The sequence below is a fragment of the Nocardia sp. NPDC051750 genome (assembly GCF_044453135.1).
Classification (GTDB): Bacteria; Actinomycetota; Actinomycetes; order Mycobacteriales; family Mycobacteriaceae; genus Nocardia.
On sequence record NZ_JBITCK010000007.1, the window covers coordinates 113,465 to 138,720 of the forward strand.

At 67.4% G+C, this 25,256-nt stretch carries 24 protein-coding genes; 13 read left to right on the forward strand and 11 right to left on the reverse strand.

Going from position 1 to position 25,256, the window contains the following annotated elements:
* Positions 1–220: 220 nt before the first annotated feature.
* Positions 221–550 carry a hypothetical protein gene (locus ACIA75_RS28380; RefSeq protein ID WP_397109342.1) on the reverse strand — a complete coding sequence of 110 codons (330 nt, stop codon included), beginning with the start codon at positions 548–550 and terminating at the stop codon, positions 221–223.
* Complete coding sequence (locus ACIA75_RS28385; RefSeq protein ID WP_397109344.1) at positions 547–762, reverse strand: hypothetical protein; 216 nt, start codon at positions 760–762, stop codon at positions 547–549. Before ACIA75_RS28385 ends, ACIA75_RS28380 begins: the two co-directional genes overlap by 4 nt.
* Before the next feature lie 253 nt (positions 763–1,015).
* On the opposite strand from ACIA75_RS28385, the gene ACIA75_RS28390 reads away from it, so the two are divergent.
* The 3 genes from ACIA75_RS28390 to ACIA75_RS28400 are packed head-to-tail and all read left to right on the forward strand — an operon-like array spanning position 1,016 to position 2,746.
* Positions 1,016–1,399: a hypothetical protein gene (locus ACIA75_RS28390; RefSeq protein WP_397109346.1), complete on the forward strand. Its 384-nt coding sequence runs from the start codon at positions 1,016–1,018 to the stop codon at positions 1,397–1,399.
* Positions 1,377–1,907 (forward strand): DUF6879 family protein, encoded by a 531-nt coding sequence (locus ACIA75_RS28395; RefSeq protein ID WP_397109348.1) that lies wholly within the window; start codon positions 1,377–1,379, stop codon positions 1,905–1,907. The genes ACIA75_RS28390 and ACIA75_RS28395 overlap by 23 nt, the downstream gene beginning before the upstream one ends.
* On the forward strand, positions 1,904–2,746 hold the full coding sequence (locus tag ACIA75_RS28400) for a helix-turn-helix domain-containing protein (protein WP_397109350.1): 843 nt from the start codon (positions 1,904–1,906) through the stop codon (positions 2,744–2,746). The genes ACIA75_RS28395 and ACIA75_RS28400 overlap by 4 nt, the downstream gene beginning before the upstream one ends.
* Positions 2,747–2,927: 181 nt before the next feature.
* Here ACIA75_RS28400 and ACIA75_RS28405 read toward each other — a convergent pair whose 3' ends face one another.
* On the reverse strand, positions 2,928–4,118 hold the full coding sequence (locus tag ACIA75_RS28405; RefSeq protein WP_397109352.1) for an NAD(P)/FAD-dependent oxidoreductase: 1,191 nt from the start codon (positions 4,116–4,118) through the stop codon (positions 2,928–2,930).
* A gap of 137 nt (positions 4,119–4,255) precedes the next feature.
* Positions 4,256–5,011: an IclR family transcriptional regulator gene (locus tag ACIA75_RS28410; protein ID WP_397109355.1), complete on the reverse strand. Its 756-nt coding sequence runs from the start codon at positions 5,009–5,011 to the stop codon at positions 4,256–4,258.
* Positions 5,012–5,280: 269 nt separating this feature from the next.
* Here ACIA75_RS28410 and ACIA75_RS28415 point away from each other — a divergent pair, with 269 nt between their 5' ends.
* From ACIA75_RS28415 to ACIA75_RS28450, 8 genes are read left to right on the forward strand one after another with little or no spacing between them, the layout of a single operon-like run.
* The gene (locus ACIA75_RS28415) at positions 5,281–6,339 is read left to right on the forward strand and encodes an NrtA/SsuA/CpmA family ABC transporter substrate-binding protein (protein ID WP_397109357.1); all 1,059 of its coding nucleotides are present in this window, start codon (positions 5,281–5,283) and stop codon (positions 6,337–6,339) included.
* Between the two features lies 1 nt (position 6,340).
* Entirely contained in the window at positions 6,341–7,204 is an 864-nt protein-coding gene (locus ACIA75_RS28420) for an ABC transporter permease (RefSeq protein ID WP_357238835.1), read from the forward strand.
* On the forward strand, positions 7,201–7,998 hold the full coding sequence (locus tag ACIA75_RS28425; protein ID WP_397109360.1) for an ABC transporter ATP-binding protein: 798 nt from the start codon (positions 7,201–7,203) through the stop codon (positions 7,996–7,998). The genes ACIA75_RS28420 and ACIA75_RS28425 overlap by 4 nt, the downstream gene beginning before the upstream one ends.
* Before the next feature lie 11 nt (positions 7,999–8,009).
* Positions 8,010–9,059, forward strand: a complete 1,050-nt coding sequence (locus ACIA75_RS28430; RefSeq protein WP_397109362.1) for an ABC transporter substrate-binding protein — start codon at positions 8,010–8,012, stop codon at positions 9,057–9,059.
* Positions 9,056–10,102, forward strand: a complete 1,047-nt coding sequence (locus tag ACIA75_RS28435) for an LLM class flavin-dependent oxidoreductase (protein WP_397109364.1) — start codon at positions 9,056–9,058, stop codon at positions 10,100–10,102. The genes ACIA75_RS28430 and ACIA75_RS28435 overlap by 4 nt, the downstream gene beginning before the upstream one ends.
* The gene (locus ACIA75_RS28440; RefSeq protein WP_397109367.1) at positions 10,099–11,256 is read left to right on the forward strand and encodes an LLM class flavin-dependent oxidoreductase; all 1,158 of its coding nucleotides are present in this window, start codon (positions 10,099–10,101) and stop codon (positions 11,254–11,256) included. The genes ACIA75_RS28435 and ACIA75_RS28440 overlap by 4 nt, the downstream gene beginning before the upstream one ends.
* A gap of 10 nt (positions 11,257–11,266) precedes the next feature.
* The gene (locus ACIA75_RS28445; RefSeq protein WP_397109369.1) at positions 11,267–11,974 is read left to right on the forward strand and encodes a class II aldolase/adducin family protein; all 708 of its coding nucleotides are present in this window, start codon (positions 11,267–11,269) and stop codon (positions 11,972–11,974) included.
* A 25-nt stretch (positions 11,975–11,999) separates the two neighbouring features.
* Positions 12,000–12,947, forward strand: coding sequence for an ABC transporter substrate-binding protein (locus ACIA75_RS28450; protein ID WP_397109372.1), 948 nt, complete (start codon positions 12,000–12,002; stop codon positions 12,945–12,947).
* Positions 12,948–13,117: 170 nt separating this feature from the next.
* On the opposite strand, the gene ACIA75_RS28455 is transcribed toward ACIA75_RS28450, so the two are convergent.
* The 6 genes from ACIA75_RS28455 to ACIA75_RS28480 all read right to left on the reverse strand — a co-directional run bounded on the left by ACIA75_RS28455 (position 13,118) and on the right by ACIA75_RS28480 (position 21,220).
* Positions 13,118–14,119, reverse strand: a complete 1,002-nt coding sequence (locus tag ACIA75_RS28455) for a formamidase (protein WP_397109375.1) — start codon at positions 14,117–14,119, stop codon at positions 13,118–13,120.
* Positions 14,116–15,612, reverse strand: a complete 1,497-nt coding sequence (locus ACIA75_RS28460) for an amidase (RefSeq protein WP_397109377.1) — start codon at positions 15,610–15,612, stop codon at positions 14,116–14,118. The genes ACIA75_RS28455 and ACIA75_RS28460 overlap by 4 nt, the downstream gene beginning before the upstream one ends.
* Positions 15,609–16,961 (reverse strand): cytosine permease, encoded by a 1,353-nt coding sequence (locus ACIA75_RS28465; RefSeq protein ID WP_397109379.1) that lies wholly within the window; start codon positions 16,959–16,961, stop codon positions 15,609–15,611. Before ACIA75_RS28465 ends, ACIA75_RS28460 begins: the two co-directional genes overlap by 4 nt.
* A 77-nt stretch (positions 16,962–17,038) precedes the next feature.
* The gene (locus ACIA75_RS28470; RefSeq protein ID WP_397109381.1) at positions 17,039–19,204 is read right to left on the reverse strand and encodes an amidase family protein; all 2,166 of its coding nucleotides are present in this window, start codon (positions 19,202–19,204) and stop codon (positions 17,039–17,041) included.
* A 176-nt stretch (positions 19,205–19,380) separates the two neighbouring features.
* Positions 19,381–20,118, reverse strand: a complete 738-nt coding sequence (locus ACIA75_RS28475; RefSeq protein ID WP_397109383.1) for a hypothetical protein — start codon at positions 20,116–20,118, stop codon at positions 19,381–19,383.
* A 217-nt stretch (positions 20,119–20,335) separates the two neighbouring features.
* Positions 20,336–21,220, reverse strand: coding sequence for a hypothetical protein (locus ACIA75_RS28480; protein WP_397109385.1), 885 nt, complete (start codon positions 21,218–21,220; stop codon positions 20,336–20,338).
* 36 nt (positions 21,221–21,256) lie between these two features.
* Here ACIA75_RS28480 and glmS point away from each other — a divergent pair, with 36 nt between their 5' ends.
* The gene (gene glmS, locus ACIA75_RS28485) at positions 21,257–23,140 is read left to right on the forward strand and encodes a glutamine--fructose-6-phosphate transaminase (isomerizing) (RefSeq protein WP_397109387.1); all 1,884 of its coding nucleotides are present in this window, start codon (positions 21,257–21,259) and stop codon (positions 23,138–23,140) included.
* Between the two features lie 99 nt (positions 23,141–23,239).
* On the opposite strand, the gene ACIA75_RS28490 is transcribed toward glmS, so the two are convergent.
* A complete protein-coding gene (locus ACIA75_RS28490; protein ID WP_397109389.1) occupies positions 23,240–23,641 on the reverse strand; it encodes a cupredoxin domain-containing protein in 402 nt (133 codons plus the stop codon).
* Positions 23,642–23,706: 65 nt separating this feature from the next.
* Between ACIA75_RS28490 and ACIA75_RS28495 the strand changes: the two genes are divergently transcribed.
* Positions 23,707–25,161 (forward strand): NAD(P)H-hydrate dehydratase, encoded by a 1,455-nt coding sequence (locus ACIA75_RS28495; protein ID WP_397110303.1) that lies wholly within the window; start codon positions 23,707–23,709, stop codon positions 25,159–25,161.
* The last annotated feature ends 95 nt before the right edge of the window (positions 25,162–25,256 follow it).

A 25,256-nucleotide genomic window follows, 5' to 3' on the forward strand; every position in this document is an offset into this window, starting at 1 on the left:
CGGTCGGTCGAGACCGTTCGTACGTTGCGAACCGATCGAAGATGTGAGCGTGCTGGTGTTTCGGGCACATCCGAGTTTTTCGCGGGCATGCTCTGCTCGGTAGTGAGTGAGTCGGCGCGGTGTTCGGGTCCCTATTGCGGCCTTCGTCGCGACGCCGCGTGTGAGTACCCGGCGAATCGGAACTACAGTTCGCGTTCCGGTCGTACGCCGCGGGCGAACGTCAGGGGGCGCTGGGGGTCGTTCGTCGGTCCGGCGACGGCGGTGGGTACTCGACCGGGCCGTCGGAAGTGATGATGTCCGCGGCCGCGAGGACGGCCCGCCAGTGCTGGTCGTGAGTGATCCTGGCGGCGGAGAGATTCGAGATCACCAGGACTTCGGCGTCGTGTTCGATGAGGTGTTGTACGGCGATCATTGCGGTGAGCTTCGATGATTCGGTGTCGGTGAATACCGTGTAGACGACTTCGAGGCTGTACCGCGCTGCCAGGTGCTGGATTTCGCGGCCCGGGGTATCGGGTCGGCACAGCGCGATCGTTCGTCGGCGTTCTGTCACGGTCGTGCCTGTTGTGTGTATCGGACGGCCAGGACGTAGCGGGGGCAGCGGTGGTGGGCGTGCACGGCCATCACCTGGTGTGCGTGTGCGTAGCCGCGCATCGGGTTCTGCGTCTTACAGCCGGCGGGGTGGTCGAGAGCCCGGAGGCCGGCGACGATTCGTTCCAGCAGACCGCGGTTGCGGCTGTGCCAGATCTGAGGGGTGGTGGCCATGGTCTGGTTATTCGGTACGCGGGCCCGAAGCGGGGGCGACTCTGTCATGGGAGACCTCGTCGTTGTGGGTGTCGATTCGCGGCCTCCCGCCGACCACCGACAAGCGGTGTGTCGATGAATGTTTCGTGTAGGCGAGCGCCGGATGGTTCGCATCGAAGCTAAAGGCGTCCCTCGTATTCGAACCAGGAAATTGCTCCAGATTGCTTCAATATTGTCCTGAGGTGCGCCTGATTCCTCCACATATTCGATGTTGTTGCGCGACAATGAGAAAGCCACAACGCAACTCACCCACGGAGTGATCACCATGCGAGTCGAGTTCCTCGGCAAGAACACCCAAGGCCAGCACTCCCCGACCCTGTACGCCACCGATCGGGAGACCTACGTCGTGCAGGGGTGGCGGGTCCCCGGTAGACCCGGACTGATCGAGATCCCGCATCCTCTCCTTGCGTTTCTCACGCCGGGTACATGCCTCGGGGCGCTGTTGACCGATACGGGGCACGGCACATTCACGCTCACTGGTCCGCCGGTCACCGACCCGGAAGCACTGTCACAGATGGACGTACCGGATCATGAGTTGTGCATCGAGGTAGAGATGGGAAAGGAGATCCGACGCGATGCTCCATCTGTCCGGCAGTGAGTTCACCGACCTCTTCCGCACCTGCCAGCGATCGGCCTTCCACCTGGAGACCCACGACACTTACGGCGTGCCGAACGAATCGAAGCCGTTCCGGAAGTTCCTGGCCGGCGAGGAGGATGACTATCGGTGGTTGAGTGACTGGCTGACCATCGTTCGTGATGCCACCTCACGTGGTGTGCAGTTCACCCGCGCCAGGGTGGTGACCGAGCCGCACGTCGATTACACGAGGTGGGGTCTGGTCGTTGCCCGTGAGAATATTGCCGCGGGCGAAGACATCCGGTATCTGCCGCGACAGCGCGTCGACCCGGGTGACCTGACCGCGGATGACTACTGGCTGTTCGACGAGAAAACGGTCGCGTTCACCCTGTTCACGCCCAACGGCGCAGCGGCGGGGGCCGCGGTGACGCGAGACCACACGATCGTCGACCGTTGCCGGAGAGTTCGGGATATCGTGTGGCAGCGCGCTGTCCCGCACGCCGATTACGTTCGGGTGCACGTGGGCCGGTGACCGATGTTCGCGATACGCGGGCAGCTTTCGGGCAACAGTTGCGGGACCTGCGTAAAGACGCTGGATTGAGTGGGCGCCGGTTCGCGAGCCTTGCGGGCTGGCATCCCTCCAAGGTGTCGAAGATCGAGTACGGGAAGCAAACACCCACGGAGGACGATGTCCGGACCTGGTGCACGCTGGCCGGCGCGGACAAGTACATACCCGACCTGATCGCCGGTCTCCGCAATATCGATGCCGCTTACTTGGAGTGGCGCCGCATCCTCGGCGGCGGTGTACGCCGTCGGCAGCAGCTCGCTGCGGATATCGAGGCCACCACCCAACTCATCCGCGGCTACGATCCTGCGCTCGTCCCCGGACTGCTCCATACCCCGAGCTATGCGGAGGCGATCATCCGGCAGGTCATCGAGTTCAACGAGGTGCCCAGTGATGTCGAAGCCGCTGTGGCCGCCCGGATGGAACGCCAGCAGCAGTTCCTGTACCGAGGCGACCACAAGGTTCACTACCTGATCGGTGAGCAATCGCTCTATACGACGGTCGGGGATGACGAAGTGATGTTCGGGCAGCTCGACCGATTGCTTTCCGCAATGACGCTCCCGCGGGTTCTGCTGGGGATTGTGCCGTTGATGGCGCCGTATCGGGTGTCGGCTACGAATTTCGTTATCCACGATCAGCGATTGGTCCTCGTCGAGGGTGTCGGAGCAGCACTGAATCTCACCCAACCGCGGGAACTCGCGCTCTACAGTCGGGCGTTCGATGTCTTGGCGAAGCAGTCGGTGACGGGCCGCGGTGCGCGAGAGCTGATTACGGCTGCGCTCGCGCGCCGCGCCGACGGCAAATAGCGAACGGTCGGAATTCGGGTTCGGCCGCGCCGCCGTGACAAGGCGATGCGAGCCGCCTGGACTAATCGGTAGAGAATGTCCGCGTCGGTCGCATTTACGCCCGTGACCTCGTCGACACCGAGGGCGATCGGTGAGCCGTAAGGCTCTGGTCGACGAGGCGCCTGTGGCGGATTTCGGTGTTCTAGGTGACCGGTGCGGACGTGTTGTCGCGCTGGGCCTGCAGGAGTTGTGGGCGGTGTTTGCCGTCCTTGAACCAGTGGTGTGAGCCGGGCTTCTGGGCTTCGGTTGCCAGGTGTTTGATGCCGGCCTCGCAGGCGAATTCCTTGAGTCTCTTGCCCGCGAAACCGCTGAAGTACAGTCGCATTCCGGTTTCGTTCTTGTGGCCGAGCTGGTAGATCCCGGCGTTTCGGCCGAAGCTGAGGCACATGGCGGGGAAGGCGAGGTCGATCGGGGCGGGTCGGTCACCGGCGATGCGGTGCAGCACGGTGTCGGCGGCGTGGGCGCCCAGGCAGTACGCGGTGTAGGCGCTCATCCGGAACGGCAGGTTCGAGGGGGCCGACGAGTCGCCCGCGGCGACGATGCGGTCGGTGTCGATGCTGGTCAGCGTTTCGTCGGTGAGCAGGCGGCCGGCGGCGTCGGTGCTCAGGTCGCTGCGGGTGGCCAGATCGGGGACATCGAAGCCCGCGGTCCAGATCGTGACCTCGCTCGCCAGTGTCCGGCCGTCGGCGAGTTCGACGGAGTCCTGGGCCACCGCCGTGACCGTCGCGTCGGGGCCTTCGATCACCGTCGCCCCGAGCCGGGCGAAGTACTTGCGGGCCGTGCGCCGGGCCTTGGGGTGCAGGTACGGGCCGAGGACGCTGCCGCAGATCAAGGTGACCGCGCGTCCCTGTTCGGCGAGCTCCGCGGCGGTTTCGATACCGGTCGGGCCGCCGCCGATCACCGTCACCGGCGCCGTCATGGGTTTGTCGAAGAGTGTCGACCGTAGTTGCTGTGCTGCCTCCAGTGTCGCGACGGGGTAGGCGAATTCGGCCGCGCCCGGCACGCGCGACACTGCGCCGGCGCTGCCCACCGCGTAGATCAGGTAGTCGTAGCCGATCGTTCCGCCGTCGGCCAGTGTCAGGCGGCGCTCGGCCGCATCGATCCGCGTCACGCTGTCGACGACCAGCCGGATGTTCTCCGCCAGGATGTCCTGATACTCGACGACCGCATCGTGGGTTCCGCCCACCAGCTGGTGCAGTCGCAGTCGCGGGACGAAGACCTCGCGTGGATTGATCACGGTCACCGTCACGTCGTTGTGCTGCGTGAGGCGATTGGCCGCCATCACTCCGGCATATCCGCCGCCGATCACCACCACATCGATGTTCTTGTTCACGGTGTCTCCTTCACTCGAGGGTTCGAATACAAGACAACGCAGCTACGAAAAACCTGACATGTTGTGATGTGGATCACTGATTGGCCCGGATATCGCTGGTCAGCGCGGGTGCGGAAAGCGTCGGGAAGATCCGATGCTCAGCGGAGCGCGTCCGCGATTTTGCGGGCGGTGACCTTCGCGAGGTCGACGAAGAACGGAATCCGTTCGTCGATCATCAGCTCGAGGGGGCCGCGCAGCCCGAGGGCGAACCGGACCTGTCCCGGCTCCTCGCCTACCGGTACGCCGATGGTCCGGAAGCCGTCCACGAGCTCTTCGTCGTTGAACGCGTACCCGCGTTCCCGCGTATGGGCGAGTTCTTTCCCGAGCTCCTCCGGCCCGGAAATCGACCGTGCGGTGCCACTGTCGTACGGCAACCGGGTCAGCTCGTCCTCGCCGGCCTGCGTCCAGGCCAGGAGTACCTTGCCGAGTGCGCTCGCGTGCAGGGGAAGTCGGAGGCCCTGTAGTTCATGCCCCTCCGCTTCGCGCCAACTGCTGGTTCCCAGCAGAACGGCATCGTTACCGTGCCGCGTCGCGATGGACGCTTTTGCGCCCGTGATCGTCGCCAGCTCTTCGAGGTGCGGCTCGGCCAGGTGGATGCGGTGCTGCCGGTAGGCGATCTGACCGTATTCGGCGAGCGCGGTCCCGAGCCGGTACCGGCTGGGCGAGTTCACTTTGTCGAGGAAGCCTGCTTCGACGAGTGCGGCGAGGAGGCGATGGGTCGTGCTCACCGGCAGGACCAGCCGCCGGGCGATCTCGGAGACGCCGAGGTCTTCGCCGTCGCGGAAGCAGGCGAGTACGGACAGGGCGCGCGTGACGGACTGGAGTCCGCCATGGGCTGAGGATGTGGGCTCCACGTGGTGACGCTAGCACGGGGCGTGCCTGTTCGGCCCTCCAGCTTTCCGGTATATGGAAAGAGCGGATTCAGTGAGAGATCATCCAGCGGCTTCCTTCTCGCACATTTATCTTGGGGAATCGTGCCCGCCCTCACCTTCTGCTGCGAACAAACACATATGTAGTTATCGAGTCAAGCTTTCCGGTCATCGGAAAGGTAAGGGTGGGCGCCTCGTCGGATGCGGCATAGCTTCCTTGAGTACGCCGCCATCTCTTACTAGGAGCAACACCGATGCGTCCCCACCGCCGACTACCCCGAGTGCGCGCTGCTCTCGCGATCCTCCCCGTCGTTGCGTTGGTTGCCGCCGCGTGCGGTTCCGGCGGAGATTCGGACGCGTCCGGAGCGGGCGGTGAACCTGACTTCATCCTCGAGGTCACCGACGAAGGTAATTCCGGTCCGCTCGCAGTTGCCAAGCGCGACGGTACTTTCGACGAAGCGCTCGCCCCGCTGGGGGCGAAGATCGAGTGGGTCAACGCTCCGCCGTCGTTCAGCGCGAACCTCAAGTTGTTCAATGCCGGCGAGCTCGATGTCTCCGGTGGCGCCTACAGCCCGGTTGTCGGAGCGCTGTCGAAGGATGTCGGCGTCCGGATCATCGCGGTCGCCGACCCGGTGGATCAGGATCAGGCCGGCATCATCGCGTCACCGGGCTCGGGTATCCGGGAGGTCAAGGATCTCGTCGGCAAGCGGATCGCGGTCAATCCGGCGGGTAAGGGTGAGTACATCACGCTGAAAGCGCTGGAGCAGGCGGGGATTCCGGTCGACCGGGTCGAGCGGGTTCCGCTGCAGATATCGGACGCCGCTTCCGCCTTCTCCACCGGGCAGGTCGACGCGTGGGCGTCGTTCAACGATCCGTACGCGGAGGCCAAGGCTCGCGGGGCCATCGAGATCGCGACCGAGGCCACCGTCGGCTCGACGGACAACACGATCGTCGCGTTCCGCACCGAGGTGCTCGAAGAGCGGCCCGACGTCGCCGCGAAGTATCTCGAGACGCTGCAGCAACTGGTCGAGCGGCAACGGGCGAACCCGGAAGACTTCGAGAACGTGTTCGAGAAGGCCGGGCCGCGTGCGCTGTCCGGTGACCGGCTCGAGCGCGCGATCGATCTCGGGCGCCGGGCGTCGGTGCCGCACTACCCGACCGCCGAAGACGCCGCCGACCTGCAGGGAGTGGCGGATCTGTTCTACCAGAACGGGGTGATCACCCGGGCCGTCACCGCGGCGGATGTCTTCTATCCGCTCGAGGAAAAGCTCGCCGCCGCAGGGAACCAGCCCGCACCGGCGCCGGGGAAATGAGATGGCCATCGTGACGACGCCGCGCGCGAAGGGCGGCCCCGGGCAGCGTCGCGGGGAACCCGACCTCGAGGTGCCGCGGTACCGGGCCGGTCGGCGCCGGCCCCGGTGGGTGTCGATCCCGCTGCGCTTTCTCGTACCCGCCCTGCTCGTTGCGGTGTGGTGGATCGGGTCGGCGAGCGGGGCGATTCCCGAGGAGATCCTCGCCGGGCCACCGAAGGTATGGACGGCGTTCGCGGAGTTGTACGAGACCGGACAGCTCGTCGACTATTCGATCGCCTCGTTCCATCGTGCCGCGCTCGGTGTGTTGTTCGGGGTCGTGACGGGATTGATCCTCGGTGTCCTCTCCGGGTTGTCCAGCCTCGGTGAGGAACTCGTGGATTCCACGATGCAGATCAACCGGGCGGTTCCGTTCCTCGCGCTGGTTCCCCTGTTCATCGCCTGGTTCGGTATCGACGAGACGTTCAAGGTGCTGCTGATCGCGTTCGCCACGGTCGGGCCCATGTATGCCTACACCTATCTCGGCGTCCGCAATGTCGATCGCAAGGTGGTCGAAGCGGCGCGGAGCTTCGGAGCGCGCGGCCCGCGCCTGGTGATCGAGGTGATCCTCCCCTCGGCACTTCCCGGAGTGCTGATGGCACTGCGGATATGCCTTTCCATCGCGATCACCGGCCTGATCGCGGCGGAGCAGGTGGGAACCAGGGAAGGGATCGGCTATCTGGTGACCCTCGCACAGGAGTACAACCGCACCGACTACATGGTGCTGTGTGTGGTGCTGTACGCGGTACTGGGCCTGATCTTCGACGGAGTGGTCCGGATCATCGAACGGTTCGCGATGCCGTGGCGCGGTCAGGTGGCGGCCCGATGAGTCCCGAAGCACCGTTACCGCCGCTGTCCACTCGCCCGCAGAGCCCTGCGTCGGCAACCGCCCGCAGGGAGGGCGAACCGATTGCGGTGTCGATCACCGGCCTGCACAAGAAGTTCGGCGACAACACCGTTCTCGACGGGATCGACCTCGAGATCCGCCGGGGCGAGTTCGTCGTCCTGCTCGGCCCGTCCGGAACCGGGAAGACCACCCTGCTGCGGCTCCTGACCGGTCTCGAGAAGCCGGACGGCGGAGAGATTCTCGTACCCGCCCGCCGGACGACCGTCTACCAGGAACCGCGACTGATCCCGTCGAAGCGGGTGCTCGGCAATGTCACCATCGGGCAGCGCCGCACCGCCGACACGAAGGAGCGCGCTACCCGTGCGCTGGCCGAGGTCAACCTCGACGGGAAGGCGCGGCAGTGGCCCGCGACCCTGTCGGGCGGCGAGGCACAGCGGGTGGCGCTGGCCCGGGCGCTGGTTCGCGAACCGGAACTGCTGCTGCTCGACGAGCCGTTCGCGGCGCTCGATGCGCTGACCCGGCTGCAGATGCAGGATCTGGTCGGTGACCTCGTCGCCCGGCACCGGCCGGCGGTGCTGCTGGTGACCCACGACGTCGACGAAGCGGTCCGGCTGGCCGACCGGGTACTGATCCTCAACGAGGGCCGGTTCGCCGTCGATACCGATATCGACCTCGCCCGCCCGCGGGACCGCACCGATCCGGAGTCCCTGCGCTACCGCGCGGCTTTCCTGGCCGAACTCGGTGTCGGCCGCACACCTTCCCCCACGACCACCTGAAGGAGCACGCCATGACCGCTGCCGCCGACACCGTCCTCGACACTCTCTGGTACACACGCTGCCCCGTGCCCACCGCGAGCGGATTGGCCCATAGTCTCGGCTGGCTGGGCGAGACCGCCGCGGCGGCGGGGATAGGCCTGGGAGTGTTGCAGGACGCCGGTCCCGAACTGGCGCCGCGACATTTCGACCATCAGCTGCTGGGCCTGATCCGCGAGGGCGGCAATGTGCCCGCACTCGCCGCACGAGCGGAGGGCTCGCCCACCAGGCTGATCGGCCTGACCTGGATCGACGAAGCGCAAGCGATCCTGGTGGCACCCGATTCACCCGTTTCCGGACCGAGGGACCTGGCCGGGCTGCGGATCGCGGTTCCCGCCTGGGCGCAGGACCGGGCCCGCAGCTTCCCCCGGGCGATGGCTCTGCACGGGTTCGCGAGTGCGCTCGCGCTCGGTGGGCTCGCCTTCGCGGACGTCCGGCCCGTCGAGGTCGCGGTCGAACGCAATCCGCAGGTCCGGGGTGAGAACGCTGCGGGCCGCCGGATCACCACCTGGGGTGTGGAGGCGCTGCTCGCCGGTGACGTCGACGCGATCTACGTCAAGGGCGCTCGCGCTCAGGAGGTCGCCCGCGAACACGGCCTGCGTACCGCGGTGGACCTGGATGCCACCGAGTCGAAGCGCTCGCGCGTCAACAACGGCACCCCGCGCCCGATCACCGTGCACGCGGACCTGCTGGAGTCGCGCCCCGACTTGGTCGTCGGGTTCCTCACACAGACATTGCGAGCCGCGAACTGGGCCGCGGACAACCTCGATGAGGTCCGCGCCGTACTCGCCCGGGAAACCTTCTCCGGTGCGGCGGGAGTCGAGGCCGCGTACGGCGGCACTTTCCACCGTGGCCTGCATCCGACGCTGTCCGACGAGCGGATCGAGCTGCTCGACATACAGAAGCGGTTCCTCTACACCCACGGCTTCCTCGCCACCGATTTCGATCTCGCCTCGTGGGTCGCCCCGGAGCCGCTGCAGCAGGCGAGTGCGCGGCTGGCCGCCGAACGAGAGGTGTCGGCGTGACCGAGTTCCGCTGGGAGTTGCCCACTCGCGGAGATGGTCGCCACGTCGGCTCCGTCTCCGCTCATCGCGGCGGATTCGAGTTCCTCGACCAGGTCGTCCTCGCCGCCGAACTGTCCGGACTCGATGGCATCGTCGCCCCGTACGACCCGGCGGGGGAGGAGTCGTGGGTGGTCGCCGGTTCGGCCCTGCGGCAGACACGGCACCTGCGGGTCGGCGTCGAATTCCATCCCGCGTTCGGGACACCCGTGTACGCGGCCAAGCTGTCGGCAACCCTGCAACGGCTCTCGAACGGCCGGCTCGACTGGCGGTTGCGCGTCGACACCGAAGCCACCGAGGCCGCGGTGCGCGGTGACCGGGTCACCGGCGGCGATCGTTACCGGCGGGCAGCCGAATTCCTCACGGTCGCACGGGGAGTGTGGAACGAGGAACAGGTGCTGCCCGGCCGGTTCGGAGGTACCGGTTTCGAGTTCGCCGGCGAATACTACGACGTCATCGATGGCGGATTCCGTGGCATTCTGTCGGGTCTGCCGTTTCCCGTCGTCCACCTGTCGGGCAATTCGCCCGAGGCGATCGAACTGTCGGCCGGGCACGGCGACGTGCATGTATTCGACGAGACCACAGACGGCGTCGACGATGCGGTGACGTCCTTGCGGGATGCGGCGAGAAAGTCCGGGCGCACCGTGCGTGCGGGACTTGCCCTGCCGGTCATCGCGCGCGAGACCGAGGACGAGGCGTGGGCACGGGTACTGCGCCAGTGGCGTGAGGTCCATCCGGAAGCAGACGCCGCCGAGGTCCGAGCGCTCGCACTCGACGGCGCGCGCTGGTCGGGCTTCGACCGCATCGGCTACACCCGTCCGATCGGCCTGGTCGGCAGTTATGAACAGGTGGCGCAGGCACTTTCAAATTATCGGACGCGCGGTATCGAGATATTCGAACTGGCCGGGCGCCCGCATATCGAGGAACTGCACCGAACCGGAGAGCATCTGCTGCACCTCGCCGACCCGGCCGGCCGCACCCTCGCAGGGCAGGAGAACAAGTCGTGAGCACGGACTTCTACTGGCGCATCGGTATGGAGGGTGACCATGCGTCGTTGCGCACCCCCCGTCGCTACAACCGCGGGCATGCCGGCGGCCACGGTCCGGGCAATATCGCGCCCGCGGTCCGCGGTGGCAGACTGGACGGATACAGCTATATCGACCATATGGCCGCGGTGGCGAAGGCGTCGGAGTCCGCGGGATTCGTCGGTGGGCTGCTGCCCTCCTTCCCGATCACCGAGGACCCGTGGGCCACCGCGTCCGCGCTCGCCCGGGAAAGCGATACCTACCGCTTCATGGTGGCGTTCCAGCCGGGGTTCCTGCACCCGCTCCAGGCCGCCCGGATGTCCGCGAGCCTGCAACGCGCCACCGGAGGACGCCTGGTCTACAACATCATCAGTGGCGGCGGTGGCGCACCTCAGCTGTGGTGGGGCGACAAGGTGGCGCACGACGACCGCTATGCGCGGACCTCGGAGTTCCTCGACGTGCTGCGCGGCGTATGGGAGGGCACGCCCTTCGACTACGACGGGCGGTTCTTCCGGACCGAGGGTGCGGCGCTGCCACCGTTACTGGCGGGCCGGCCCTTCCCCGAGGTGTACTTCTCCGGGTCGTCCGGTGCCGCCGTGGACGCCGCGGGCAGGCACGCCGACTACTACCTGTCCTGGCTCGAACCGTTCGCCGACCTGCGGGCGAAGTTCGACGGCGTCCGGGCACATTCCGAGAGGTCCGGTCGCACACCGAAGTTCGCGGTCCGGATCGACATTGTTGCCAGGCATACCGAACAGGCCGCATGGGCGGAGATCGAGAAGGGCTGGGCCTTCGTCGACCGCGCGGCCGCGAACCGCGCCGCCCAGGGCGACTCCGTCGGTGCCGCCCGGATCAAAGGGTGGGTGCCGGAGACCATCACCGGTCACCGCGACCTCGAAGTCCAACCCAACGTGTGGTGCGGGTTCAGCCTCATCCGCGGCGGACCGGCATTCGGGCTCGTGGGCAGCTACGAACAGATCGCCGAACGCCTCGACCAACTGATCGACCTCGGCGTGGACGCGTTCATCCTCGCCGGCAATCCCCACCTCGAAGAGGCGTACCGCGTGGGCGAAGAAGTGCTGCCGCTGCTCCGGCGCACCACGCCCACCCGGGTCCGCACCCTTTCCACCCGATAGGAGAAACGTCATGACCAGCACCGAAGCCCGCGTCACCCCCGCGGTCGAGGCTTTCGTCGACGACGCGCGCCGCGCCGCCGACACCGCCTTCCGGGTATTCCGTGAGACCGGCACTGTTTCCGCCAACGGCACCGTGAACTTCGTCGAGCGGGTCCCCGGCGAGGAACTGGCCGTCGCGCTCAACGAGCCCGGCCCGTGGGCCGAGGACCGGAGCGCGCAGCCGATCCTCGCGACGTTCGACGGCGAGGTACTGGCCGGCGACGGTCGGGCCGGGTTCGTCACCGGTTACGCCGAGGTGTTCCGCAAGCACCCCGAGATCACCTCGATCGTGCACGTCCACACACCGTGGCTGGGCGGGTGGGCACAGACCCACCGCACCCTGCGTATCAAGTACGCGGCCTCGCAGCGCCTGACCCTCTCCCGGGACATCCCGGCCCATATCGACCGCAGCCAGGCTCCCGGCGATTTCATCCTCGACCGCCTCGCCGACGATCCGGACCTCGTCGCCATCTTCGAGGCCAACGGCGGCGTCAATGTGATCGGCCGGTCGGGCCTGCTCGATCTCGCCAAATTCGTGGTTCTGCTCGAAGAGGGCGCCCAGTACCAGGCGCTCGGTGAACTCGTCGGCGGCTCCGTCGACTTCGACCCGACGAACCTCGTGGCGCAGTGGGGTCGCAGTGGATTGCTCAACGAGGCCCGCCGCCGCGGGCTGGTCTGAGAAACAGCCGAAAAGGAGCCTTCCCATGACTGTTCGTATCGGCTACTTCCCGAACAACAACTCCTTGTTCGTGCTGCGCCACAACGGCCTGCTCGAACCCCACCTCCGGGACGTCGAGTGGGTGGACCTGCGCGAGCTACCGGCTCCGCCGCGCGTCGATCCCCGGGCGGGCCTGCCGACGCTGCATTCGGACTGGTTGTTCGCCGACGGCGGCTACGACTTCATCGGCACCGGGTTCACCCCGCCGATCACCGGTCTGGGGCAGGGGCGTGACCTGGTGTATGTCGGGATATCCGGCCCTCGTGTCGAAAACGGGCGGTTGGTGAGCCTCGCGAACTCCGGTATCCGCACCGTCGCCGATCTGCGCGGTAAGCGGGTCGGGATCGCGCACGGTTCGTGGCAGACCACGCTGGCGCTGCTCGCGCTCGACCGCGAGGGGCTGCGCTGGTCCGATATCGTGCCGGTCGATATCGACGTGAACGACGGTGGTGCCGCGTTGCTGCGCGGCGATCTCGACGCATGGGTCGGTGCCTACCCGGTACTGGCCGAGGTCGAGGCCACCGCGCCGGTACACACCCTCGTCCACACCGACGGTCTCTTCAGCCACCCGTCGTTGTGGTTCGTCCGGCGCGAGTTCGCCGAGAATCATCGCCCGGAACTCGAAGCGATCATCACGGCGCTGCAGGAATCGGATGCGTGGATCGTCGCCAACCCGCGCGAAGCGGCACGTTTCTTCGTCGACGATGCCGAACGGCGTGGCGGCACCGCTGATCTCGATCGCTGGGAATCAGCCTTGCGTGGACGACCCTTCGGGATCGGCTCGGTCACCGATGAATTCCTCGATGAACAGCAGCGTTCGGCAGACTTGTTGCACGCCAACGGTCTGCTGCCACGAACCGTGAAGGTTCGTGACGCAGTCCTGCCGTGGATCGGTGCGGTCGTCGAGGCACATCGTTCGGTGCCGGCAGTCTGAGCGCACGAGAGCCACGGCCGGAAGTACAAACCTGGGCGGACTGCCGGGGTTCGTTGCCGGGTGGCCACCACGGGAGCGCCCGATATACCCCGGCCCGATGAGGGGGGCCGGGGTGGCGGCAGCACAGCAACGGCGCGGTCAGGGCCGGGCGGGATACCGCTCTGCCCGGCTCATCGCGCCCGCACCTCGGCAGGCACACTCCAGCCCGCGCCCGTGCCGTCCATATGGTGGACCTCGGATTCCCACGGCACTCGGTACGTGCCCGCCATCAGGTCCTGCATGAATGTGTACGGGCAGTCCCGTGCGCCGCCCTCGACGGCCGAGTAGCCGCGGTGACCGAGTTGGTAGATGTTGTTCTCGACACCCCAGGTCTGCCTGGCCTGATCCGCCCGCGCCGGAACGACCTCCGCCGTGACCACCCGATCGGGCGTCCCGTCCCCCTGCACCAGGACGGTGCCGTCGATATCGCAGACCATGGCCTCGCCCTGCGACCAGATATTGTTCTGGTCCGAGCCGGCCAGGGCCACCGAGACCGTGTAGGCCAGATTCTGGAAGGCGTTCGCCTGATTGGTGATCTGCCAGGCCTGCCGGATCGGGTAGGTATAGCCTGCGGTCCGCAGAATGACATTCGCGCCCTTGTAGGCGGCCTCGCGCGCCATCTCGGGCAGCATGCCGTCGTGGCAGATGATCAGTGCGAGCTTGGACCCGGACGGTCCGTCACATACCGGGATGCCGAGGTCGCCCGGTGCCCACGGTTCGGCGGGGACCCAGGGATGCATTTTGCGGTAGTAGAGACGTTCACGGCCTTCGTTGTCGATGATGATCCCGCTGTTCCAGGGCGCGCCGTCCGGATTGCGTTCCATGATCGAGAAGCAGCCCCACACCTCGGCTTCGCGGCAGGCGTCGGCCAGCACCGTCATCTCCGGGCCGTCCCGGTCGCAGAGCAAGGCGTTGTCGAGCCAGTTCTCCGGGTCCAGCCCGTTGATGCTGTACTCCGGCACGAGCATCAGATCGATGGTGGGCATGCCTTTTTTGGCGCGTTTCACGATGTCCGCGAGTCGCTCCGCGGTGACCTTCAGATCGCCGGGTTCGTGGATGGTGGGTACCTGTGCCTGCACCAATCCCACCACCAGCGCGCCCGGTGTCGGGTTGAGTCCGTCGAGTCCGGTCATCGTGTGCGGTACTCCTCTCGTGTTCCGTCGAGTGTCAACTCCCCGAGTTCGGGCCACCGGGAGTGCCACGGCCGTTCCTGTTCGAAGAGTGCGGCCGCCGCGAGTACTTCGGCGTCACCGAGGTGCGGTCCGGCGATCTGCAGTCCGACCGGCAATCCGTCGGTGGTGAACCCGGCCGGGACCGATATCGCGGGTTGACCGGTCCAGTTGAAAATGTTCAGGAAGCCCAGCCAGCTGCCGGAATCCACCATCCGGCCGTCGATCAATTCGGGCCCCTGGATGCCGATCGGAAACGCGGGTACGGCCAGGCTCGGCGTGACCAGAAGGTCGTAGTTCTGCATGAACCGCCACATCTGGTTGACCACGCGCTTGCGCATCATCTGCGCGGTGGTGAATTCCTCTGCTGTCCAGCGGCGTTCGATCAGCTCGACCAGATGGGGTGACATCCGATCCCGGTGCTGTGCCACGAGTCCGCGCATGCCCACGAGGTCGCTGTCGGCCATGACGATCGGCCAGATGTAGGGGCGCGGGTCGTCGATTCCGGGGTCCGCCTCGACCACCGTCGCCCCCAGTTTCTCGAAGGACTCGACCGCTGCCGCGACAATCGATCGGACCTGCGGATCGACCGGAAGATAGCCGAGGTCCGCCGAGTAGGCGATTCTCTTGCCGGCCAGGCTCCGGGCCGGGCCCTCGGAAATCGCGCCGAGCCAATCGACGTCGCCGGCGGGTAGCGAATGCCGGTCCCGCGGATCCGGGCCCGCGAGCACCGACATGAGGAGTGCGGTGTCCGCGACGGTGCGTGTCATCGGGCCGATGTGCTCGATGGTCTCCCAGCTCGACATACCGGGGAATCGCTCGTCCCGGCACCCCGGGTAGAGCGGGACCCGGCCCATGGACGCCTTGAACCCGACCAGCCCGCACAGTGACGCGGGTATCCGGACCGACCCGCCGCCGTCGCTGCCCAGTGCGAGTGGCGACATACCGGTGGCGACCGCCACTGCGGAACCCGCCGACGATCCACCGGGCGTCAGCTCCGGGTTCCACGGATTGCGAGCCGGCGGCGACACCGGATTGTGGCCGACCGCGCTGTAACCGAACTCCGGAACCGTGGTCTTGCCCAAGATCACCGCTCCGGCGTTCTTGACCCGTTCCACGACGATATCGTCTTCGTCGGGAATCCAATCGCCGTAGACGACCGTCCCGTTCCGGGTGGGTACTCCCGCGGTCGCTATCAGGTCCTTGATGCCGATCGGGACACCTGCCAGCGGTCCCGGATCGTCACCGCGGGCGAAGGCGGCATCCACCTGAGCCGCCTGTTCCCGCGCCATCGTGTCGGTGCGTTCGACGAAAGCGTGCAGGCTGTCGTCGAGCGCGTCGACCCGGGCAAGCGAACTCTCGACCACCTCAGCCGCGGTGACCTTTCCGGTTCGGATCAGCGCGGCGATCTCGACCGCGGTTGCTCCCGCCAGGCCGATATCGGATGCGGTTGTCATTGCGCCACCTCGATTCCTGTGGTGCCGGCGGCCGCGGTGCGGCTGATCCGGTCCGGAACGACAGCTTCGACGAGGAGGTAGGCGCCGGCCGCGCACACCATTCCGACGATGGCTTCGCTGAGCTGCGGCGCCCAGTGATGCACCGCGTAGGCGCAGGCAGCGCCGATGATCCAGGCAGCGAACGGCTGTACCCGGAACCCCGTGATCGTCCGCGCCGCCGCGCGGCGGGTGATCAGCTGATCGACGATGAGCACGGCGCCGATCGAGGGCACGAAGATACCGAGCAGGTTGAGCCAGGTACTGAAATGGCTCCACACCCCGGCGAGCGCGATCACCACGCCGACGGCACCGAGGATGATGGTCAGCAGCCGCATCTTCGAACCGGTGAGCTGGCTCCACCCGACCGCGCCGTTGTACAGGCAGTGGGCGCAGACCGATCCGAGATTGACGAACACGAACACGACCGCGAGGACGGTCAGCACCGCACCGTGGTCGGTGAGGATCGGTAGGAAGTCACCACCGTTGGCGGCCGGGTTCACCGTCGCGCCGGCGGCCACGACGATCGCGCCGACGATCATGGCGATCGCGTTCGCGACGGGAAAGGCGCTGAACGTGGCGATGACCGCTTCCTTACCGTTCCGGGACCAGCGGGTGAAGTCGGCGGTCATCGTGCCGGAGTCGACGAATCCGGCGACGACGATCGAGACCGCCGCGCCGATCGAGAGCACCGTCGCGTCGCTCGCGCCTTGATAGGAGGTGATCGCGCCGATGCCGTCGGATTGCGTCGCGATCACCACGGCGACGATGCCGAGGGCGATGAACAACGGTGCCGCGATGAGACCGATGACGGTCAGCGCGCGGATGCCGATGAAGGTGATACCGATGTACAGGAGTCCGGCGAGCAGGGCGAGGAGTGTGGCATTCCAGCCGAGCGACGTCTCCAGGGTCGCTCCGGTCAAACCGGTTTGGAAGGCGAACCAGCCGATGACGACGGTCGACAGGAATCCGGCCACGATCTTCGCCCCGTTGCGCCCGAATGTCTCGGCGGCGCTGAGCGCGAAGTTCTTACCGGTTGTTCCCGCGAGGTAGGAGAGCGCGCCGACGTAGGCGAACAGGACGATGTTGCCGATCAGGATGGAGAGGATCCCCTTCCAGAAGCCCAGACCGTAGGCGATGGTGCCGCCGAAGATGGCGGAGGTGAGAACCATCGGGAAGCCGAACCACACCGCCGATACCGAGAACACCGATCGCCGATGTGATCCGGGGACGGGTTCGTTCTCGAACTCCTCCTCGAGGCCACCGTGCTTGCCATGTTCCACGTCGGGTGGTATTTGGGTACGCGTTGTCATGCGGGTCCATCCTTTGTCGAAAAGGGGTCTGCGCCCAGGTCACCGTTGACGTGGCGAATCGGTGGTCGATCGGTAGTTCAGGAGGTCAGCGCCGGCGGCCGCCGCGGCGCGGCTGCCAGCTCCCACGCCCGCGCGAAGCGCAGCAATGCGAGCTCCGACATCGGCCGGCCCAGGACCTCCAGGCCGACCGGCAGCCCGGACTCGGTGAAGCCGGCGGGGATGCTCATCGCCGGCAGCGAGGTCTGCGAAGCGATCACGGTGTTCGTCGGAAAGTCCAGGGCGGTCCAGCGTTTCGCCTCGAGTTCGGCGTGAGTGGGGGCCGGGACCTGAACCGTGGGATAGACCAGGAAGTCGACGCCGGCCTGCGCCATCATCGCGACAAGCGTGCGCCGCCATTCCTCCTGGCGCAGCCGCCCGCGCAGGTAGGCCGGGTCGTCATCGGGATTGTCCGGGCCGGAGACGAGGTCGCCGAACAGGTCGGTGAGCGGGTGGAAACGCCCGGCCGCGACGATCTCGTCCACCGAGGTGGCCGGTGCGCCGGGGCGCTGCGCCAAGAACTTGTTGATGTCCCTCTTGGAACAGCGGGTGTAGAGGGATGTCTCCTCGATCCACGATTCCAGGTTCCCGAGACGCAGTCCGTCGATCACCTCGGTGCCGAGCCGGCCGAGCCGGTCGATCGCCGACCGCACGACGGCGTTCGTCATCTCCTGGTCTGCTCCCGCACCGAATGCGTCCGGCAGCACCCCGATCCGGAAGGTACGCAGCGCGTCTGCATTCACATCGCTGAGCGCGGCGGCATAGTTTCCGACGTCGGGGTTGGTTGTCGCGATACCGGTGTACGGGTCGGTGGCGTCGTACCCGGCGATGACGTCGAGGACCGCTGCCAGGTCGGTGACCGTGCGTGCCATCGGCCCGGGAGTGTCCTGGAAGTGCAGTAACGGTGAAAAGCCGGTGCGGGGAATGAGCCCGGTGGTGACCCGCAGGCCGAATAGGTTGGTGAAGGAAGCCGGTAGCCGGATCGATCCGCCGGTGTCCTCGCCGATGCCGACGAGGCACAGATTCGCGGTCACGGCCGCCGCGGTACCGGCGCTCGAACCGCCTGTCTCCCGGTCGGTGTCATAGGGGTTCTTGGTGTGGCCGGTCCGCGACGAGAAGGAGAACCAGCCCGCGGCGAAATCACACATGGCGGTTTTGCCCAGGATGACAGCGCCCGCCTCCCGGAGCCGTCGCACGACCGCGGCATCGACGTCGGGGACGTAATCGGCGAACACTTCGGATCCGAAGGATGTCGGTATACCGCGTGTTTCACCTTGGTCCTTGATCAGGACCGGAACGCCGTGGAGCGGACCGGCGAGCTTGCCCGTGCGCGCGTACTGCTCGTCCAGTCGCGCGGCCTCTCGAAGGGCCGCCGGGTTGACCGTCACGACGGAGTTCAGCTGAGGCCCGTCCGGATTGCCGGCCGAGTCGATATCGCCGATCCTCGTCAGATACCAGCCGGTGAGCTCCGCGCTGGTCGTCTCGCCGCGCTCGAGCATGCGGTGGAACGAATCGACCGACAGTTCCTCGTAATTCGTCGTGGCTTCGATATCTGCTCCGCGGGGTGCGCCGAGCGCGCCGACAATGGCCTCCGCGGTTGTTCCGATGTGATGCCGGGTGGCGTCGAGGAGCTCATCGAGCTTCCGGTCGACCATCAGGCGGAACATGTGTTCGTGGTCCTGCCGCGCGTCGTCCAGGTTGTGCGGCGCCGTGGCGTAGATCGCCATGTACGGCTGGATGCGGTCCCAGATGTTGTGGATCAGCTCGTTGAGGTATCGGCTCTCGGCATATCCGTACAAGGTCTGGTGGAACTTGCGATTGAGTTCACGCCATTCATCCGGTGCGATGCCGGGGTCGCCCATCTCGTCGAGGACCGCGCGCATCGCGGCAATACCGTTGTCGTCGAGACGGATCAGCGCCCACTCGGTGGCGAGCAGTTCCAGTGTCAGCCTGATAGCGAACAATTGACGGATCTCGTCCGCGTCGAGTGCCGTCACCGTGACCGCCCGCCGATCGAACGCGACCAGCCCTTCGAATTGCAGGCGCTTCAGCGCTTCCCGGGTCGGCATGGTCGAGACTCCGGCCGACTGTGCCAGCGACCGGATGGAAATACGGGTCCCGGGCTTGATACGCCCCTCGAGAATCCTGCGGCGGACCTGCTGATACACAGACTCCGCCATTGTCCGCTCCGGCAAATCGACGGTCATGTGATATCACCTCACCTTCACATCCCGTCGTGATCACACTCAGGGAAGTCTGGCGTGGCGCCATGTCATGACTGTTCGGGTTGCGTTACGGCCTGATGACCAAGGTGCGGGTGGCACAGCTTTTCGAACATCTCGACCGCCGCGACGGTCGAGCGGCCCCGTGGATCGACAGGTGCCTATCCGCTGCTCGGTCCGCGGAGTGCCGCCACTTCTCTGTTCACGCTGTCCATGAAGAGGGCGAACCGAAGGCCCGGTTCCGCATCCGGGTTGCCCGTATTCTTCCGGCTCGCGCGATAGGTACATTCGGTCCGGAGAACGGTGGCGTCGTCGAAAGTGAGATCGAACTCGAAAACGACCTTGTCGTTGTCCTGCTTGCCGCCCTGCCGGACATCGGCAATCCCGGTCCAGGGATATACCCGCGGCCGCTCGTTGTGGGCGCAGATCACGAGACCGTTCTCGAAAAAGCCGAGGAGGGCCCGGGTCGTACGGACCAGAAGACCGCGGGAAAGGGTGAACGTATCGTGCCGACGTCCCATCGCGGACATCTCGGCGAACTGTCCCAGCTCGTCGAGATCGCCCGCCAGGTCGTTGTCGACCGTGTACCTGTTCCTCCGGAGAGTCTCTCGACCAACGGACCACACCAGCAGGGCGGCGTTGGCGGCCCCCAGGAAGAGCAGCCAGGTAGTCGCCGGCAGGTATCGAACCTCCGTCGTGCCCAGATCGCTACACGATCCCCTTGCGCCGCCGATGATCCAGCACTCGTCGGCCGGGCTCACGATCTCGTCGTTGAACACCAGCACTTCGCGTTCACCCGGAAGACCGATAACGGTCAGGATGGTGGCGAGCGCCGCGAGGATGAGGTAGCCCAGTGCCGTTGCCCAACGTATCCGCCGCCTGGCCGGTATTGCTGCCATGAAACTGCCTCTCCCCATACTGGGACAGCGCATTCAACCGTGTATCGACGACATCCCACCCGAATTCGCCCATTGTTACAGGTGTTACAGGACCACAGGTCGTCGTCTACCTGCCCACTGGTGAGAACCCGCCTTTTCGGGCCGGTCGGCGCATCGGGGGACGAGGCCGGCCGCGCCGACGGTGCCCTGGATGGTGGCCGGCAGGGTGCGGCCGGACCTACTTGCGCAGCGTCCGGACCAGCTTGCCCACTGTCGCGGGGTCGGGGGTCGCGGCGGCTTTGCGACTCTCCTCTTGGTCCAGGAGCGCGGCCGCCGGGTCGATGACGTGGGTGTGGCGTATCGAGGTGTCCGGATCGGCGAAGGCGGCGTAGGTCTTGTCGCCGCGGAGGGTGTGGAGTAGATAGCCCGTGAGGAGGGCGCGGGTGGCGCGGGCCGTTTTCGGTTCGTGCTTGCCGCCGCCGAGAGCGGCCAGGAGCCGGCGGCCTTCGGCGAGACCGTTGCGGCCGGCGCCCTCGAGGGTGCGCAGGATTACCGGGCCCGACCAGGCAGCGGCCAAGGGGACCGCGTTCGAGCTGAGCGAATCGATATCCGACACGCCGGCCAGGATCAGGGCGGGGGTGTCGATATCGGGGGCGACCGATTCGGCGGCGGGGGCCGTGGGCGCGGGGAAGAGGGGAGTGACCGCGGCCACGCGGCGCTGGGCGGCGGCGAGGACGGCCGCGCCGGCCCCCATGCCGTGCCCGGCGAGGGCGAGGCGTTCGGGGTGCACCGTGAGGGTGCCGTCGCCGAGGCGGACGCCGGTGCAGATGTCGAGAGTCGTGAGCAGGTCCGTGGCCAGGTTCAGATGGGAAGCCAGCGGGCCGCGTTCGGTGTCGGGGGCGGCGGCGACGATGCCCCAGGACGCGAGGTGTTCCAGCAGGGTGCCGTAGTCGGCGGCGCCGTTGAGCCAGCCGTGGCCGAAGGCGACTGCTGGTAGGTCGCGGCCGGTCTCCGGCGTGTACACCACGCCGGGCTGGCCCGCGATGGCCAGGTTCCCGCGGAGCACCCGGTGCGGGCCGCGGCTGGTCAGACTGCTCAGGAGTGATTTCACAGACGCCGACACGACGTGAACGTTAGCCGATAAGTACTCTGGTGAGCCATGTGCGGAATCGTGGGGTACGTCGGGTACCGGGACGCGTTGGGCGTCGTCGTCGCTGCCTTGCGCCGCATGGAGTACCGAGGTTACGACTCCGCGGGCGTGGCGATTCTCGACGGCACCGGCCATGCCGCCATCGAGCGGCGGGCCGGTCGGCTGAGCAACCTGGAAGAGGCGCTGGGCGCCGCGGGGCCGGGCGTGTTCGCCGGGACCACGGGAATGGGACACACCCGGTGGGCCACACACGGCGCGCCGAACGACCGCAACGCCCATCCGCACCAGGATGCGAGCGGCAAGGTCGCGGTCGTGCACAACGGCATCATCGAGAACTTCGTCCAATTGCGGCGCGAACTCGAGGATGCCGGAGTCGAGTTGCGCAGCGAAACCGATTCCGAGGTCGCCGTGCACCTGGTGGCGCGGGCCTATGCCGACGGTCCGACCGCGGGCGATTTCGAAGCCAGCGTGCTGGCGGTGCTGCGGCGGCTCGAGGGTGCGTTCACCGTGGTCTTCACCCACGCCGACCACCCGGGCACCATTGTGGCCGCACGGCACTCCACCCCGCTCGTGGTGGGAGTCGGCGAGAACGAGATGTTCATCGCCTCCGATGTCACCGCGTTCATCGAGCACACCCGCGAAGCCGTCGAACTGGGCGAGGGCCAGGCGGTGGTGATCACCGCCGACGGCTACCGGGTCACCGATTTCCACGGCTCCACCGACGAGGTACATTCCCGGCCGTTCACCATCGACTGGGATCTGGCCGCCGCCGAGAAGGGCGGCCACGACTACTTCATGCTGAAGGAGATCGAGGAGCAGCCCGGCGCGGTCGCCGATACGCTCATCGGTCACTTCGATCAGAGCCCCAGCCGGGCGGGCCGGATCGTGCTGGACGAGCAGCGCCTCTCCGACCAGGAACTCCGCGATGTGGAGAAGGTCTTCGTGGTGGCCTGCGGTAGCGCATACCACTCCGGGCTGGTCGCCAAATATGCCATCGAGCACTGGACCCGGCTGCCCGTGGAAGTGGAGCTGGCCAGCGAATTCCGCTACCGGGATCCGGTGCTGGACCGCTCGACCCTGGTGGTCGCGGTCTCACAGTCCGGTGAGACGGCCGACACGCTGGAAGCTGTCCGGCACGCCAAGAGCCAGAAGGCGCGGGTGCTGGCGGTCTGCAATACCAACGGCGCGCAGATCCCGCGCGAAGCCGACGCGGTGCTCTACACCCGCGCCGGGCCGGAGATCGGGGTGGCCTCCACCAAGGCGTTCCTCGCCCAGGTGACGGCGAACCTGCTGGTCGGGCTGGCGCTGGCGCAGGCGCGCGGCACCAAGTACCCCGACGAGGTGGCCCGCGAGTTCGCCGAACTGGAGGCCATGCCGAAGCTGGTGGAGCGGGTGCTGGAAACGGCGCCGCAGGTGCGGGCGATCGCCCGGCAGCTGGCGCGGGAACGGACCATCCTGTTCCTCGGCCGGCACGTCGGGTACCCGGTGGCGCTGGAGGGTGCGCTCAAGCTCAAGGAGCTGGCGTATATGCACGCGGAGGGTTTCGCCGCGGGTGAGCTGAAGCACGGCCCGATCGCGCTGATCGAGGACGGGCTGCCGGTGATCGTGGTGATGCCGTCGCCGAAGGGGCGCGGGGTTCTGCACGCCAAACTGGTCAGCAATATCCGCGAGATCCAGGCACGAGGCGCACGCACCATCGTCATCGCCGAAGAGGGCGACGATCTGGTGCGGCCGTTCGCCGACGATCTGATCGAGATCCCGACCGCGCCGACCCTCTACCAGCCGCTGCTGTCGACGGTCCCGCTGCAGATCTTCGCCGCCGAGGTGGCCCAAGCCCGCGGCTACGACGTGGACAAGCCCCGTAACCTCGCCAAATCGGTCACGGTCGAGTAGGCATACCGCCGCCTGCGCCCGGCCGTGTGCGGGCTGCGCTCAACTGTGCCGATCAGGCGCGTCGGGGTCGACTACGCGCTGCCCGGCCCGGCGGCCGGCTCAGGCTTTCTCGACGGTGATCGTCCCGCGCATATCGGGGTGGAGGGGGCACAGGTAGCGGTATTCGCCCGGCGCGGTGAAGGTGTAGCTCCAATCGCCGACCTCGAACAGCGGGCTGTTCAGGCCCATCGCTTTATCGCCGATGCCCTGCACGCCGTGCGGCAGGTCGCCGTCGAAATGCCAGGCCACGGTGTCGCCGGCGGTGATGGTGAGGTCGGCCGGGGAGAACGCGTCCTCCTCGACAAGAACCGTCACCGTTGCCTCCGGCTCCCGCGCCGAATGTGTCCCCGGCGCATCCGTTCCGGACGTACCGGAATCATCGGACCCGCAGCCGGACAGCAGGGCCGCCACGAGGGTGAATCCGGTGGCGGCGGCCAATGCGGCGCGGCGAGGTCTGGGCATGGTGGCCAAGCGTAGTCTGCTGGCGTCGCTACCCGTCGACCGTGGAGGTGTGTTCGGTGACCGAGCTGTCCGGCTATTACACCGCCGGCGAAGTGCGCGCGGCGGAGGCCGAGCTGTTCACCAGGGTCCCTGAGGGGGAACCGATGCGGCGGGCGGCCTACGGGCTGGCGCGGGTGGTCGCGGCCGAACTCCGTGCTCGCACCGGGGGGGTCGCGGGACGTGCGGTGGGGCTGCTGGTGGGGTCGGGGGACAACGGCGGGGACGCGTTGTGGGCGGGGTCGATGTTGCGCCGCCGGGGTGTGGCGGTGACCGCTGTGCTGTTGAATCCGGACCGGGCGCATGCGGCGGGACTGGCTGCCCTGCGCAGGGCCGGGGGCCGGATATGCGCCGATCCGGCTGCGGCAGTGGCGGAATTGGCCGCTGCGGAGCTGGTGGTCGACGGGATCGTCGGTATTTCCGGACGTGGTTCGCTGCGACCCGATGCGGCCGGAATTGTTGGGGGACTGGATGTCCCGATTATCGCGGCCGATCTGCCCAGTGGGGTCGATCCGGATACCGGCGTGGTCGACGGGCCCGCGGTGCGGGCGGCGGTCACCGTCGCGTTCGGTGCCCGCAAACCGGTGCACGCGCTGGCCGCCGCCCGGTGTGGCCGAATCGAATTGGTGCCCATCGGGTTACGGCTGCCCGAGCCGGGCCTGGCCGCCCTGGAGCCCGCGGCGGTGGGCGCGGGCTGGCCGGTTCCCGGGGCAGAGGACGATAAGTACACGCAGGGGGTCACGGGTGTTCATGCGGGCAGCGAGACCTATCCGGGCGCGGCTGTGCTGTGCACCGGGGCCGCGGTGGCCGCGACCTCCGGGATGGTCCGCTATGTCGGTAGCGCGGGGCCCGCGGTACTCGCGCAGTATCCCGAAGTGATCGCGGCACCCGATCTCGGCGCCACCGGCCGGGTGCAGTCCTGGGTTTTCGGCCCGGGTTCCGGCACCGATCGCACCGCCCGCGACCGCCTCACGGAGATCCTCGCCACCGACCTGCCGGTGGTGGTCGACGCCGACGGGCTCACGCTGCTGGCCGAACAGCCGGACCTGGTCCGCGGCCGCCGAGCCGCCACTGTCCTCACCCCGCACGCCGGCGAGTTCCGCCGGCTGACCGGCAGCGATCCCGGCCCCGACCGCGTCGGAGCCGTCCGCGATCTCGCGGAGAGGTGGCAGGTGACCGTTCTGCTGAAAGGCCGGGCGACCCTGGTCGCCGAGCCGGGTGGTCCGGTGCTGGTCAACGAGGCCGGCGGGTCCTGGGCAGCGACCGCCGGGGCCGGCGATGTCCTGTCGGGTGTGATCGGCGCCCTGTTGGCCGCGGGCCGAGACCCGGGGTGGGCTGCGGCAGCGGCAGCGCGGGCCCATGCCGTGGCCGCCGATATCGCAGCGCACGCCGCAAGTTCCGCCGACACCGCGCCGATCTCGGCTGGTCCGCTGCTGCGTCACCTCCCGGAAGCTATCGCAACCCTGCGGGCCGGTTCGGTCTGAATCCTGCCCCGGTGCAGGTGCGGACGGTGGTTGCCGGGTCCGTTGTGCGGTGGTGCCGCACGGCAGCCGGTTCCGGGCCGGGACGCCGGACGCCC

Coding starts and splice junctions, on each gene's coding strand:
- ACIA75_RS28385 (WP_397109344.1), bottom strand. CDS start 762: ATGGCCACCACCCCTCAGATCTGGCACAGCCGCAACCGCGGTCTGCTG.
- ACIA75_RS28395 (WP_397109348.1), top strand. CDS start 1,377: ATGCTCCATCTGTCCGGCAGTGAGTTCACCGACCTCTTCCGCACCTGC.
- ACIA75_RS28415 (WP_397109357.1), top strand. CDS start 5,281: ATGCGTCCCCACCGCCGACTACCCCGAGTGCGCGCTGCTCTCGCGATC.
- ACIA75_RS28420 (WP_357238835.1), top strand. CDS start 6,341: ATGGCCATCGTGACGACGCCGCGCGCGAAGGGCGGCCCCGGGCAGCGT.
- ACIA75_RS28425 (WP_397109360.1), top strand. CDS start 7,201: ATGAGTCCCGAAGCACCGTTACCGCCGCTGTCCACTCGCCCGCAGAGC.
- ACIA75_RS28430 (WP_397109362.1), top strand. CDS start 8,010: ATGACCGCTGCCGCCGACACCGTCCTCGACACTCTCTGGTACACACGC.
- ACIA75_RS28445 (WP_397109369.1), top strand. CDS start 11,267: ATGACCAGCACCGAAGCCCGCGTCACCCCCGCGGTCGAGGCTTTCGTC.
- ACIA75_RS28450 (WP_397109372.1), top strand. CDS start 12,000: ATGACTGTTCGTATCGGCTACTTCCCGAACAACAACTCCTTGTTCGTG.
- ACIA75_RS28455 (WP_397109375.1), bottom strand. CDS start 14,119: ATGACCGGACTCGACGGACTCAACCCGACACCGGGCGCGCTGGTGGTG.
- ACIA75_RS28460 (WP_397109377.1), bottom strand. CDS start 15,612: ATGACAACCGCATCCGATATCGGCCTGGCGGGAGCAACCGCGGTCGAG.
- ACIA75_RS28465 (WP_397109379.1), bottom strand. CDS start 16,961: ATGACAACGCGTACCCAAATACCACCCGACGTGGAACATGGCAAGCAC.
- ACIA75_RS28470 (WP_397109381.1), bottom strand. CDS start 19,204: ATGACCGTCGATTTGCCGGAGCGGACAATGGCGGAGTCTGTGTATCAG.
- ACIA75_RS28475 (WP_397109383.1), bottom strand. CDS start 20,118: ATGGCAGCAATACCGGCCAGGCGGCGGATACGTTGGGCAACGGCACTG.
- glmS (WP_397109387.1), top strand. CDS start 21,257: ATGTGCGGAATCGTGGGGTACGTCGGGTACCGGGACGCGTTGGGCGTC.
- ACIA75_RS28490 (WP_397109389.1), bottom strand. CDS start 23,641: ATGCCCAGACCTCGCCGCGCCGCATTGGCCGCCGCCACCGGATTCACC.